A 13,962-nucleotide genomic window follows, 5' to 3' on the forward strand; every position below is an offset into this window, starting at 1 on the left:
AAGTAAGAAATTATATCATTTTAAAATGTTCGAAAGACCATATTTTTAAAAGATTCGCAAAATTCCAAATCCTAATAAATGGCTAAAAAATTTCAATTAAAGCAAATATAATCGTTATTTTGTGCAATCAAATTGAAAAACCGTTATGTTGAAAAACACTCTTAAATACATTGCTTTTATAATTTTAATATCAATGATAAGCTGCGCCAAAAGAGGCAGCATTACCGGCGGTTTAAAAGATACGTTACCCCCTGTTTTAACATCTAGCTTTCCAAAAAATTTCACAACTGATTTTAAAGGAAATACGATCACTTTAAATTTTGACGAATATGTCAAACTTAAAAACACCAATAAACAGCTGATCATTTCTCCCCCTTTAAAAAATGAGCCGTTAATTACGCCTACCAACGTCAGCAAATTTATAAAAATAGAACTTCGAGATACTTTGTTGCCCAATACCACTTATAGCTTAAATTTTGGACAGGCAATTCAGGATAATAACGAGGGGAATGCTTTAAATCAGTTTAAATACATTTTCTCAACAGGATCACATATTGATTCGCTTAAATTGAACGGAAGAATTAAAGATGCTTACGGAAAATATGTTGACAATTTTGTTTCTGTAATGCTATACGAAGTAAATGACAAATTTAAAGATTCTACGATTTACAAAGAATTTCCACGCTATATTACCAACACTTTGGATAGTATGCGTACTTTTCAATTTGAAAATTTGAAAGAGGGAAAATATCTTCTGGTTGCTTTAAAAGATAAAGGATCAAACAATAAATTTAATCCGAAAGATGACAAAATCGGTTTTTTAAAAAACTACATCACAGTTCCGACGGATACTGTTTATGAGTTAGAATTGTTTAAAGAAACGCTTCCTCTAAAAGCTTTCAAACCTATTCAAGCTTCTGGAAACCGCTTGTATCTTCCGTATGAAGGGAAACAGAATTTCAAGAATTTAAAACCAAAAATTACCCTAAAAAATGGTAACGAGGTTTTGGAAACTATTGTCACACAATTTCCTAAAAAAGATTCGCTTCAAGTCTGGTACAAACCTGTTAAAGCCGATTCGTTATCTATGGAAGTTGAAAAAGGAGACTATAAGAAAAGATTTTCTTTTAAAATTAAAGCTTTAAAAAAAGACACTTTAAATATTAAAGCGATACAAAATGGCCAGCTTAATTTTAGAGAGCGTTTTACATTGGAAAGTGAAACTCCTTTGGTAAAATTTGATAAATCTAAAATCACATTGGTTAATAAAGATTCTGCTGCTGTACCTTATACCACAGAATACGACGAGTTTGACCAGAAACTGTATATTGATTTCAAAAAAGAACCTTTGGATAAGTATAATTTCACTTTCCTTCCAGGTGCTTTGACCGATTTCTACGAAAAAACAAACGATACTTTATCGTATAAACTCGCTACTAAAGAATATGCTGATTACGGAAATATTATATTGAACCTGAAAAATGTAAAACGTTTTCCTATTATTGTTGAACTGACCAATAAAAAAGGAGACGTTGTTTTGGCCGAAGGATATTCTGAAGGCGCAACTACATTAGAATTCAATTTATTGCAACCAGATGTTTTCACGGTTCGTATTATTTATGATGACAATAAAAACAAACAATACGATACCGGTAGCTTCTTAGAAAAAAGGTATCCCGAAGAAGTTTTTTACAATCAGGAAGAATTTGATGTCCGCGCCAATTGGGATCGGAACGAAACTATTGACCTGAGCATTCCGTTTAATCCAGAAGTTGAGAAAAAACAGGACGATAAAAAGAGAAAAGACGCAGAAAAGAAACGGAAAGCTTTTTAAAGCTTGATATCAAACTGATCTCTATCGCTTAAAAAATCTAACTTTTTACGCGTTTCATACATGGTGTTTTTGTCTAATTCTACGACAAAGACACCATTTTTTTCTTGTGGCTCTAAAATATAATTCCCTAAGAAATCTATCGCTTGTGAATGACCAATGTGTTCAAAATTATGAGCATCCTTCCCTATCCTGTTTACCCCAATTACATAGGAAAGATTTTCTATTGCCCGGGCCTTTATCAAAGCATCCCAAGCATTAGTGCGCACTTTTGGCCAATTGGCCACATACAGAATCAGGTCGTAGTTTTCTGCATTTCGCACAAAAACAGGAAATCTCAAATCATAACAAACCTGAAGGCATATTTTCCAGTCTAAATACTCTACAATTACTTTTCGGTTTCCACGCGTATACACTTTGTCTTCGCCTGCAAGAGAAAAGGAATGCCTTTTATCGTAATATTGAATTTCGCCTGACGGAAAAACAAAAATCATACGATTATAATACTTTCCATTTTCGGCAATAACTACACTTCCTGTAATTGCTGTATTTTTTTGTTTTGCTTTAAACTTCATCCATCCAATCGTTTCACCTTGCATGGTTTCAGCAACCTCAGAAGCATTCATGGTAAATCCGGTCGAAAACATTTCAGGAAGTACAATCAAATTTACTTCCGAATCAATTTCATTAATTTTTGAATCGAAATTTTCACGGTTTTTACTGGCATTCTGCCAAAAAAGATCGGTTTGGATTAAAGCTATTTTCATTTTTATAACTGTATGAAAGTCAAAAGCACTTTGAAATTAGATCACAATAAGACTTGGAACAGCACTTTTATAAGGTTGTAATTTTTCGTGAGTTGGTTCTACTTCCGTAATTACATAATTTATTTCAGATAAATTGGCAATTTTCATTTTAAGAACGGTGTTTAATTTCTCCGTAATAGTTAAAACTGCTGTTTTTCTAGAAGCATTAATCATAGCTTTTTTTACCTGAACCGTTTCCCAATCAGAATCAGAATAACCGCCATCTACATCAAGAGCATTTGTTCCTAAGACCAAAAGATCAGCCTTTATGCTAGCTAATTGATGAAAAGCTTCACCACTAACACACATTTGGCTGTAAGAAGAAATACTACCGCCAATCATGATGGTTTTGATATTTGGTTTATCCAGAAGTTGAACAGCCGTTAAAGCAGTAATTGTAAAAACAGTTAGATTAAGATCGTTTGGAATTAATCGGATGAATTCACGAATAGTGGTTCCTCCATCAACAATTAAAACCATTCCGTCATGAAGAAGATCGACTGCTTTTTGCGCAATAACTTGTTTAGCTTCCACAGCATAAGTCTGATTCAACGAAGAATAGTGATACCCTTTGGTCATTGCACCGCCCTTTACTTTGATTATGAGTGAGTCGGCGTCAAGTTCGTTTATATCGCGACGAACAGTATCTTCAGAAACACCTAGTTTAGCCGAAAGAGTTTCAAAACTCACACGCGTATGCAGGTTAATCTCTTTTAGAATATGATTTTTACGTTCTTCTTTACTGTAATTTAAAACTTCATTTTCAGTGCTCATGCCGATTGTATTTTTTGTACTTACAAAAGTAAGAATTTAATGTAGCTCACGAAGCAGTTAAATTCGAAAAAAGTACTTCACAAGCTCGTTTTTGATGGCTTAGAGAGAATTAATGATAAAACAGTAAAATAGCTCTTCATAACTCAAACAAACAAAAAAACGCTTCCGATATCGGAAGCGTTTTTAATATAGTAATCGGTTTAATTAACCTTTCAAGCTTGCTGCTAAATACTCACGGTTCATACGTGCGATATTTTCAAGTGAAATTCCTTTTGGACATTCGATTTCACAAGCTCCCGTATTCGTACAGTTACCGAAACCTTCTAAATCCATTTGGTGAACCATGTTTAACACACGGTCTGTTGCTTCAACTTTACCTTGTGGCAATAATGCATATTGAGAAACTTTTGCAGAAACGAATAACATTGCTGAAGAGTTTTTACAAGTTGCAACACAAGCTCCACAACCAATACAAGCTGCAGCATCAAATGACTTATCTGCATCTGCTTTTGGAACTGGAATAGTATTCGCATCAATTGTGTTTCCTGAAGTGTTTACAGAAATAAATCCTCCAGCGTGCTGAATTCTGTCAAAAGAACTTCTATCAACCACTAAATCTTTAATTACTGGGAAAGCTTTTGCTCTAAATGGCTCGATAAAAATTGTATCACCATCTTTAAACATACGCATATGCAACTGGCAAGTTGTAACACCTCTATCTGGTCCGTGTGCTTCACCGTTGATGAATAAAGAACACATTCCGCAGATTCCCTCGCGGCAATCGTGGTCAAATGCTACAGGCTCTTCTCCTTTATTGATTAAACCTTCGTTAAGAACGTCTAACATTTCAAGGAAAGACATGTCAGGTTCGATTCCATCGATAGGATATTCTACAATCCCTCCTTTATCTTGAGCGTTTTTTTGACGCCATATTTTTAATGTAAGTTTCATACCTTTTTCGTTTGAAAGTCATAAAGTCGAAAGTCGAAAGTCGCTTGGCACATTTTGCCTTTTGACTTTAAGACTTTGGGCTTTCGACCAAATTCTTATTTATAACTTCTTTGAACTAATTTAATGTTTTCGTAATTAAGAGGTTCTTTGTGTAACACTGCATCACTTGGTTTTCCTTTGTATTCCCAAGCTGCAACGTATGCAAAGTTTTCGTCGTCACGAAGCGCTTCCCCTTCTTCTGTCTGATACTCCTCACGGAAGTGACCTCCACAAGATTCGTTACGGTGTAAAGCATCTTTCGCGAACAATTCTCCTAATTCTAAGAAATCGGCAACACGAGTCGCTTTTTCTAATTCCTGATTGAATTCATAAGCGCCGCCTGGAACTTTTACATCTCTATAAAACTCTTCACGTAAAGCAGCAATTTCTTCGATAGCTTCAGTCAAACCTTTAGCGTTACGAGCCATACCTACTTTATTCCACATAATTTTTCCTAATTTTTTGTGGAAATAATCTACAGAATGTTTACCGTTATTGTTGATGAATTTATTGATTTGATCTACAACTGCTTTTTCAGCTTCAACGAATTCTGGCAGGTCTGTAGAAATTGGTCCCATTTTAATATCTGGAGCTAAATAATCTCCAATAGTATATGGCAATACGAAATATCCATCAGCTAGACCTTGCATTAAAGCAGAAGCTCCAAGTCTGTTTGCTCCGTGATCAGAGAAGTTAGATTCTCCAATTGAGAAACATCCAGGAATTGTAGTCATTAAGTTATAATCAACCCAAGTTCCACCCATTGTGTAGTGAACCGCTGGGTAAATCATCATAGGTGTTACATAAGGATCTTCGTCAACAATTTTCAAGTACATTTGGAATAAGTTTCCGTATTTACTTTTTACGATTGCAGTTCCTAATTTAGTAACTAAAGCAGCATCATTAGCATCTAAACCTTTTACGTAAGCTTCTTCAGTTCCGTAACGTTTGATCGCTGCTGCGAAATCTAAGTAAACTGCTTCTCCCGTTTTGTTAACTCCAAAACCAGCATCGCATCTTTCTTTAGCTGCACGAGATGCAACGTCACGAGGTACTAAGTTACCAAAAGCAGGGTATCTTCTTTCTAAGAAGTAATCTCTTTCGTCTTCAGATAAATCATTTGCTTTTTTTCTACCTTCACGGATAGCCTGAGCATCTTCCAATTTTTTAGGCACCCAAATACGACCATCATTACGTAAAGATTCAGACATCAAAGTCAATTTAGACTGATGATCTCCTGAAACCGGAATACATGTCGGGTGAATTTGTGTGTAACAAGGATTTGCGAAAAACGCTCCTTTTTTATGAATTTTCCAAGCTGCTGTTGCGTTACTTCCCATAGCATTTGTAGAAAGGAAAAATACGTTTCCGTATCCTCCTGAACCAATTACTACCGCGTGAGCAGAATGTCTTTCTATTTCTCCAGTGATTAAGTTACGAGCAATAATACCTCTCGCTTTTCCGTCAACAACAACCAAATCAAGCATTTCGTGACGGTTGTACATTTTAATTTTTCCACGACCAATCTGACGGTTCATTGCAGAATAAGCTCCTAACAATAATTGTTGTCCAGTTTGTCCTTGTGCATAAAATGTACGAGAAACCAAAGTTCCTCCAAAAGAACGGTTATCTAAAAGTCCGCCATATTCACGAGCCAACGGAACTCCTTGAGCCACACATTGATCGATAATATTAGCAGAAACTTCAGCTAAACGATAAACGTTTGCTTCACGTGCACGGTAGTCACCTCCCTTTACAGTATCATAGAACAATCTGTAAACTGAGTCACCGTCACCTTTATAGTTTTTTGCTGCGTTGATACCTCCTTGTGCAGCAATAGAGTGCGCACGACGTGGAGAATCTTGGAAGCAGAATGCTTTTACGTTATATCCTAACTCTGCTAGAGTAGCCGCAGCCGAACCTCCAGCCAAACCTGTACCTACTACGATAATATCAAGATTACGTTTGTTGGCAGGGTTTACTAAATTAATATGATCTTTATAATTTGTCCATTTGTCCGCTATAGGACCATTTGGAATTTTTGAATCTAATGCCATTATAATTTTATATTAATTATTGAAATGATGAAATAAAGCGATAATTACGAAAAGAGCTGGAACTACAACTGCAAACCAGTAACCTACTTTCGCTAAAAATCTAGAGTATTTATTGTACATCCCCACTGATTGAAGAGAAGATGCAAACCCGTGCCATAAGTGGAATCCTAAAAGGATAAATGACACACAGTACAATGCCGTACGGATTGGGTCATGAAATTTGTGAACTAACTCACCATAATACCTTGTAGCATCTGGCGCTGTACCTGCAATATATTTGTAGGTAACTTCAGGAAACCAGAAATCATAAAAGTGCAATCCTAAGAAAGCCAAAATAACCAATCCAGAAATAATCATATTTCTAGAACTCCAAGAAGCGTTTGCAGCTCCGTTGTATTTAGCGTATGCGATTGGTCGTGCCGCGCTGTTTTGAGCCGTAAGAATAAATCCCATTACAAAGTGGAAAATTACCCCAAATGCCAAAATTGGCTGCATTACATACTGAATCAGCGGATTGTATCCCATAAAGTGAGAAGCTTCGTTAAAAACGTCTTCACTAATAATAGAGATAAAATTTAAGGAAACATGCAGCGCTAAAAACGTGATTAAGAATATTCCCGAAAGAGCCATAGCTACTTTCTTTAAAATGGAAGCATTCAATAGTGCAGATTGTGCCATAAGTGTTAAGTAGTTTGTTTTAAAAAATTAGACAAAAATAATTCAATTACAAAAGAACTACAACCATTTCGCTGTTATTTATAATGATTTTAAAATAGCTCAATTCTACGTACTTTTACGTACAAAACCAAAGCTTCTAAAAAATAATTCACTATAGAAAACTTCAAAACATTGCTTTTTAAGCCTTAGGAGAAAAATTTACAGACTAAGTAGATCACCAAAAATTTATCATATTGTTATTTTATTCAAAGTTTTGATTTATTTTCTTTAAAAGTGTTCTTTGTCTGAAATTTTGTCTAAGTAAAAAATTGTCATTCCGCAACATAGTTTTACCTTTAGCGCCTCAAAAAATTAATAATGAAAACAGGAATTGATGCTATTTCGTTTGATGTAGCAAACATACATTTACCCATAAAAACTTTGGCAATTGCCAGAAATATTGAACCAGAAAAATTAGAAAAAGGTCTTGGATTACTAAAAATGACTTTTCCAGACGTTCATCAGGACGCGGTTGTTTTTGGAGCTAATGCGTTAACCAAACTTATCATTGATAATAAAATCAATCTAAACGAAATAAGCCGAATCTATGTTGGTACCGAAAGCGGTGTTGACAGTTCTAAACCAATTGCTTCTTATTTAATTAGTTTAATGGAGCAGAAATTTGGAGAAGATTCATTAGCAGAATGCGATGTAGTTGACTTCACTTTCGCTTGTATCGGCGGTGTTGACGCGATGCAGAACTGTCTAGATTTCGTTAAATTAAATCCAAATAAAAAAGCAATTGTAGTCACTTCTGATTTTGCAAAATACGATTTAAATTCTGGCGGAGAATATACTCAAGGTGCTGGAGCTGTTGCCATGTTAATTACTGCAAACCCAAAAATCATTGCTTTTGACGACAATTGGGCAACAAGTACAAAAGGTGTTTTCGATTTCTTTAAACCATACAGAACCATTTCTAAAGAAGAAATTACAAAAAACACCAATAACGATTCTTGGTTTGACAATTTAGAAGCTGAAATTGAAATCCATAAAGATCAGCCGGTTTTTGACGGACAATATTCGAACCAATGTTATATGGATCGTACGCGAAATGCTTACTTTTCATTCAAAAAATTAAAAAATGCAACCGAAACTTTATACAATACTTGGCATAGTATTGTGATGCATTTACCGTATTCTTTCCAAGGGCGACGAATGCTTTCTGAAATTTACGCTTTAGACAGTGCCGAAAAAATTATTGCTGATGATATTGCGCCTGCAGATTATCAGACAAAAATTAAAGAAGTGGCAAAATCTGACGATTACAAAAATTTTGTAACAGAGAAATTACAACCTGCTGAATTGGCTTCTTCTTTAATTGGTAATCTTTACACCGGTTCTATTTTCATGGGATTGTTATCGACTTTGGCTCATTTCTATGACACAAATAAAGAAGTTGCTGGAGCTAAATTCGGTTTCTTAGCTTACGGAAGCGGATCGAAATCGAAAGTTTTTGAAGGAACAATTCAATCAGAATGGAAATCGGCTTTAGTAAATGTAAAACTTTTTGAAAATTTAGCTGAAAGCGTAGAAATTGATTTCAACACTTACGAAAGTCTTCATAAAAAAGAACAGAAACAAAGCGTGAGAACTCCAAAAAATGAATGGGTTTTAGACCGAATTGAAAAAGAAATTCCTGTTTTAATTGGGGCGAGATATTACAAATGGGTGGATTAAATTTTTAAATTCCAAACAAAAAAACCGAAGCATAAGCTTCGGTTTTTTTGTTTTATTTACACATAGTTTGTCATTTCGACGAAGGAGAAATCTTCACGAGAAGCTCCGTTAAGATTAGCTCCAATCTTTGTCGAGTTACTTGCGAAGATTTCTCCTTCGTCGAAATGACAAACTAGACTGATAATTCTTTATCTTATTTATAAATCGTAAACTTATTATGACTCAAAGTAAAACCCAAATTCTCATAAATCGCCACGTTTTCTACTCGTTTTTTATTTGTGGTTACTTCAATGCTTTTTAAATTATTCTGTTCAGCAAAACTTAAAATCTCATTTATTAATAATCTTCCAAAACCTTGACCACGATATTTTTGACGAATAAAAAACTCCTGAATTTCACCAACCAATCCGCAATGATGCAAAAGATTTTGTGTGTGAAAACTAATAAATCCTAAACCTTCTGTTTCGTTTTCGGCAATGAGATATAGGTTTCGTGGGTTTGAAATATTTTCATTGAATATCATTTTGAAAACTTCAAAATCTAAAACTTCGTTTTCGAGTTCGCAGATTGCTTTGTAAACGAAGTCTAAGTCTTGATTTTCTACTTTTCTAATGTTTACTTTTAGACTCATAACTTTAACTCATATCAGTCAACTTGACAATCTTACCATCCAAAAACTGAAAAATCGATTTTCCTCTCATTTTTAATTCCTGACCGGCTTTTAATCCGTTTGGAAAATCTATTGCTAGCACGGCATAATAATCAATGTCAATTATTGCTGTAATTTCATCATGAATGAATGATGTAACAATTTGCTTTCTGGTCGAGAAATATTCTTTGGCTTTTTCGGCTTGAGCTGTAAATTCTTTTATTCCGCTCAAAGTCAAGTTGATTTCACCGTTTTGAATATTTTCAAAAACAATAGATTCGTCAAAATCAGCAATCATTTTATCAATATTAAATTGATTATAAGCTTCTATATAATTTTGTATTATTCTTTCTCTTTCAATCATACTATAAAGATTTATAAATATTCATTAAATCCTAGACGTTCAAATTTCTGTTTATACTTTTGAATATACTTATTCCATTCCTTATGATTTTTATAAACAGAAAAAGCATAATCAACTGTTTCTTTGCTGAAATGATTCCCAAAAATATTATCCAGATATTCTATTCCTGAATCGATTACTTGTTTTAAAACCTGTAGTTTATTAATTCCAGTTGCTTTGCAGGCTTTATCGAGCCACAATCCTTTTCCAATTTTCACATATTCTACAAGAAGATTTTCTGTTATAAATGGAGAAAGAACATCGTTAATATCGGGTTCATGTCTTCCGTTTTTAAAAACTAACAAAATCAATTCCTCCGAATAATATTCTGACGGAATTAATCTTAACATTGTACCACTTTCTGCTGCTCTAAAACAAAGTTCTTTTGTAATAAATTCATCAGGAATTACCTGAATCGCAAAACCATCTTTAGTGACTAATTTTTCACAAAGTTCAGAAGTTATGAAATCCTGATCAATAAAAGGCAAAGCATGAAAAGTGATATTTAATGCCAGATTGCAAAGTTCTTCGTTTTTAAACTGCTTCGGAACGAGTTTAAGATCTCTGTAATTTTCCAAAACGCGATCGCGCCAATATTCGTAAGTTTTAGTTGGCGGATTGCTTTGTTTTAAAACCAATTCCCCTCTTGCCAAATCTCGTTCTAATTCTTCAAAAGTTTCAATTAACGGATTATCGAGTAATTTTCGGAGTTCGTTTGAGATAATTTCTTCGTCGGTTTCATCGTCATATTCGCATTCATTTTTAGGATCAATTTCATCTCTATCATTATAATAAAACAAGTCTATTTTCTTTTCTCTAAATACTGTATTATGATCAGTTACGATAAAAACTGGAGAATTTATAGAACCCGAACAATTGAAACTTCCGTGATTATAATACGTCATCACGACTTCTTTTGCTGTAACATTTCCTTTTACTTCAACATTCGCTCCGCCAAGCAAAAGACTTTGACAATTTACGCTTCCGCTAATGAAAACATACAGACCATAATCGCCTTCGGCATTAATAATTGAACCACTTACAGAGAAATCTCCGTTTATAAAAATGCCTTCAATTCTTATTTCTTCAATATTTTTAGTCGAAAAGTTTAACAAATTGGCCAGCCATTTTTTCTCTTTATCCTCATAAAGGTCTAAATAAAAACTTCCTTCAAAATTGACATTTTCTTCTGCCGTTAGAAAAAAATCTTCGTCTTCCCATTCGTCAAAATAATCAAACTTTTCATCTTCAGTTAAAAAAGGATATTTGTTCTTGATCTCGGCTATAGTAATTAATTTGAAATTGGAAGTCTGCATTTTATTGGTATTAATCGAAGTTGGTTTTTTGAATATCAAGATTACACAATTCTAAATTCAAAACCAATTCGATAGTCAGAAAAATTGTATTTTTACTTTTTGAAATGTTTTTAGAAATATACTACAGAACCTTGTTTTGTACCGAAACTAAAAACCTAAAAGAATTTTAAATATCTTTGAATCATGAGCACAGCAACAAAACCAAGACACATCGGTCGAAACATTAGCCGAATTAGAGAACTGAGAGATATGAAGCAGGAAGCGCTTGCTATTGCACTTGGTGTTAGTCAGCAATCTATTTCTAATCTCGAAGGAAGTGAAAACGTTGATGATGAAAAATTAAACAGAGTTGCAGAAGCTTTGGGAGTTACACCTGAAGCAATAAAAAACTTTTCTGAAGATGCTGTTTTTAATATTATTGGGAATACTTTCGAAATAGAAAACAATACTGGTTCTTCAGTAATAAGTCATGGTTGCACTTTTAATCCGATTGATAAGCTTATTGAATCGTACGAGGAGAATAAAAAACTTTACCAACAGTTAATTCAAGCTGAAAAAGAGAAAGTGGCGCTTTTAGAAAAGTTACTTGATAAGAAATAGAAATTTATTTTTATAAAAAGAAAAAACCGAAGTTTTCAAATTGAAAGCTTCGGTTTTTTTTCGCAGTGAAATTCTTAATTACAGTTTCTCCTTATCAAAGACAAACCAGAATCACTAATTTATTTAATAACATAAATTAATTTAGGAGCACCAGTATCATGTTCAGCAACAGCTAAATAAAAAGGTTTTTTCAAATTTAATTTTTCGAATACATTTTCTTTTTCAGCTCTTTTAAACAATTTATTCATTTCTATCAATGCTGTAGCTTCAAAGAGTTCATTATTGCACATTATTAGAAGATGTTTTTTAAATCTTTTTTATACTTATATCTTAACTAACAATTGATACAATCTTACTCTAATAGCTCCTCTAATTTTATCAGTCAGTCCTTTATTTCCTTTTATCCCTTGGGAATTATTTATTGTATCAACTTCCGTTTTCTCTAAATGAAAATATCCATATGTAAATAATCCTTTATCTTTCGTTTTAACTACATATTTATTAAATATTGAATCACCATCTCGAAAAGTTTTCAAAATTAAATGATCAGAATAAATATCTAAATTCGGATGAATTATCTTATAATGATTTGAATCATAATAATTATTTGCAATTGCAGGATTGATCAAAAAAGTTAAATCATCTTTTTTAATTAACATATTACATCTTTTACAAGCAACATTCAAATTTTGAATTTCAAATCTTTCCGATGCAAAATGAGCTTGAGGTAAAACATGTTCTATATCAATTACCATTCTAAATTCTCCTTGAAACAATTTTCCGCAATAACAACATTTTGACGTATCACCTGAGGTGTAAAAATCTTTAATTTTATCCTTTAATCTATTTAAAACAGGATTATACCATATCTTACCACCTTCATTTATTGCCGTTTCAATATCAACCAAATCTAATTCATCAAATACTAATTCCATTAATCAATATCATTTAATATTTCTCCTCCAAAATTAATAACATCTTCCAAAACTTTCTTTTGTTTATCATCATAAGAATTACTCTGTAACTCTAAAATTAACTCCACAAACTTTTCATAACTAATCTCTTTTGATGTAAGTTCATTCATTTTTTCAATCACAAACTCCGAAATATATCGATTTTGAGGTGTTGTTAAATCAAAATATTTTGAATAAATCTCTTCCAAATTAACATGATCATTATTCTGAATTTTCAAAGAGCCATTATCTGCTTTAAATATTTCTAATTTGGATTCCATTTGTTCAGCACCGCTAATTATTAATGGTGAATGTGTTGCTATTATTATTTGAGGAGTGTAATAATGAAACAAATCAAGAAGTCTTTCAACGTACTCTGTTTGCCATTTAGGATGCAAGCTGTTTTCAGGTTCATCTATCATGATTACACAATTATTTGTAATACTTGTAGAAATATAGACTATAGAACTTATTAAAGCTAGTTCTCCAGAACTTGCATGAAGCATTGGAATTATGGATCTTTGTCTGCTAAGAAAAACATCTAAACGACCAATAATTCTAACTTGTCTCAATAGATATTCAAAACTAAAAAGTTGAATTAAATCCGAATAATATAATTCTTCAAATGAATGCCTAAGATCACTTATCCAGAATATATCTCTCTTACTTTTTTCATTCTGAATACGAAGCAAAATTGAGATTATTTTCTTTCTATCATCATCCGTGAGATTTCCAATCTGAAATAAAAGTTTCTCAAAATTTGGATTTAAATTAACGATCTTAAAACCTATACGTTCATCAAAACCAACATACCCCAAAGCCAGCATTGTTGATCTTAATGTCTGCTGATCCTTTTTTGCTAAATTTTTAAATGAATTTATAATTGTTTTTTTTGCCAAATATTTTCCCGAAGATGCTTTTAAAACATTAAAATTCTTATTAGTAAAATTAAATTTATCATGTATTGTATTTGCAATTGCTATTACCTTTCTATTTGATGCCGAATATCTTCTTGCTAAGTTTGCTAAAAGTGTACTTTTACCGCTTCCATTTTCTCCGATGACGATTTTAATTGAGGTTTCATAAAAATCGTGCTCTGTTAATTGACTAGGAAAACTAAAGTAATCCCAAAAACCTGTTTGCATATTTGTTCCAAAATTAGATTTTAAACTATTTAACAATAGCT

Annotated in this window: 14 protein-coding genes; 3 read left to right on the forward strand and 11 right to left on the reverse strand. The window is 32.9% G+C overall.

Annotation, left to right across the window (positions count from 1 at the left end; all coding sequences use genetic code 11):
- Nucleotides 1–145: 145 nt before the first annotated feature.
- On the forward strand, nt 146–1,834 hold the full coding sequence (locus FF52_RS10445) for an Ig-like domain-containing protein (protein ID WP_008465253.1): 1,689 nt from the start codon (nt 146–148) through the stop codon (nt 1,832–1,834).
- On the opposite strand, the gene FF52_RS10450 is transcribed toward FF52_RS10445, so the two are convergent.
- The 5 genes from FF52_RS10450 to FF52_RS10470 form a co-directional block, all read right to left on the reverse strand.
- Nucleotides 1,831–2,598 carry a nitrilase family protein gene (locus tag FF52_RS10450; RefSeq protein ID WP_008465254.1) on the reverse strand — a complete coding sequence of 256 codons (768 nt, stop codon included), beginning with the start codon at nt 2,596–2,598 and terminating at the stop codon, nt 1,831–1,833. The genes FF52_RS10445 and FF52_RS10450 overlap by 4 nt on opposite strands.
- 36 nt (nt 2,599–2,634) lie before the next feature.
- Complete coding sequence (locus FF52_RS10455) at nt 2,635–3,411, reverse strand: DeoR/GlpR family DNA-binding transcription regulator (RefSeq protein WP_008465256.1); 777 nt, start codon at nt 3,409–3,411, stop codon at nt 2,635–2,637.
- Nucleotides 3,412–3,615: 204 nt separating this feature from the next.
- On the reverse strand, nt 3,616–4,362 hold the full coding sequence (locus FF52_RS10460) for a succinate dehydrogenase/fumarate reductase iron-sulfur subunit (RefSeq protein ID WP_008465258.1): 747 nt from the start codon (nt 4,360–4,362) through the stop codon (nt 3,616–3,618).
- Between the two features lie 95 nt (nt 4,363–4,457).
- The gene (locus FF52_RS10465) at nt 4,458–6,458 is read right to left on the reverse strand and encodes a fumarate reductase/succinate dehydrogenase flavoprotein subunit (RefSeq protein ID WP_008465260.1); all 2,001 of its coding nucleotides are present in this window, start codon (nt 6,456–6,458) and stop codon (nt 4,458–4,460) included.
- A 12-nt stretch (nt 6,459–6,470) separates the two neighbouring features.
- Entirely contained in the window at nt 6,471–7,136 is a 666-nt protein-coding gene (locus FF52_RS10470) for a succinate dehydrogenase cytochrome b subunit (RefSeq protein ID WP_008465261.1), read from the reverse strand.
- 357 nt (nt 7,137–7,493) lie between these two features.
- Between FF52_RS10470 and FF52_RS10475 the strand changes: the two genes are divergently transcribed.
- Nucleotides 7,494–8,855, forward strand: a complete 1,362-nt coding sequence (locus FF52_RS10475; protein WP_008465262.1) for a hydroxymethylglutaryl-CoA synthase family protein — start codon at nt 7,494–7,496, stop codon at nt 8,853–8,855.
- A gap of 193 nt (nt 8,856–9,048) precedes the next feature.
- Here FF52_RS10475 and FF52_RS10480 read toward each other — a convergent pair whose 3' ends face one another.
- Genes FF52_RS10480 through FF52_RS10490 form a run of 3 tightly spaced genes read right to left on the reverse strand, consistent with a single transcriptional unit; the run spans nt 9,049 to nt 11,262 of the window.
- Entirely contained in the window at nt 9,049–9,486 is a 438-nt protein-coding gene (locus FF52_RS10480) for a GNAT family N-acetyltransferase (RefSeq protein ID WP_008465263.1), read from the reverse strand.
- 4 nt (nt 9,487–9,490) lie between these two features.
- Entirely contained in the window at nt 9,491–9,868 is a 378-nt protein-coding gene (locus FF52_RS10485) for a nuclear transport factor 2 family protein (RefSeq protein ID WP_008465264.1), read from the reverse strand.
- Nucleotides 9,869–9,879: 11 nt separating this feature from the next.
- Nucleotides 9,880–11,262, reverse strand: coding sequence for a polymer-forming cytoskeletal protein (locus FF52_RS10490; RefSeq protein WP_008465265.1), 1,383 nt, complete (start codon nt 11,260–11,262; stop codon nt 9,880–9,882).
- 144 nt (nt 11,263–11,406) lie between these two features.
- On the opposite strand from FF52_RS10490, the gene FF52_RS10495 reads away from it, so the two are divergent.
- Entirely contained in the window at nt 11,407–11,823 is a 417-nt protein-coding gene (locus FF52_RS10495) for a helix-turn-helix domain-containing protein (RefSeq protein WP_008465266.1), read from the forward strand.
- A 119-nt stretch (nt 11,824–11,942) separates the two neighbouring features.
- Here FF52_RS10495 and FF52_RS23635 read toward each other — a convergent pair whose 3' ends face one another.
- From FF52_RS23635 to FF52_RS10505, 3 genes are read right to left on the reverse strand one after another with little or no spacing between them, the layout of a single operon-like run.
- Nucleotides 11,943–12,113, reverse strand: a complete 171-nt coding sequence (locus FF52_RS23635; protein WP_157498577.1) for a hypothetical protein — start codon at nt 12,111–12,113, stop codon at nt 11,943–11,945.
- Nucleotides 12,114–12,146: 33 nt separating this feature from the next.
- Nucleotides 12,147–12,758, reverse strand: a complete 612-nt coding sequence (locus FF52_RS10500; RefSeq protein ID WP_008465267.1) for an HNH endonuclease — start codon at nt 12,756–12,758, stop codon at nt 12,147–12,149.
- A complete protein-coding gene (locus tag FF52_RS10505; RefSeq protein WP_157498579.1) occupies nt 12,758–13,921 on the reverse strand; it encodes an AAA family ATPase in 1,164 nt (387 codons plus the stop codon). Before FF52_RS10505 ends, FF52_RS10500 begins: the two co-directional genes overlap by 1 nt.
- Nucleotides 13,922–13,962 lie beyond the last annotated feature (41 nt).

It is taken from the genome of Flavobacterium sp. F52, from assembly GCF_000278705.1.
Lineage (GTDB): Bacteria > Bacteroidota > Bacteroidia > Flavobacteriales > Flavobacteriaceae > Flavobacterium > Flavobacterium anhuiense.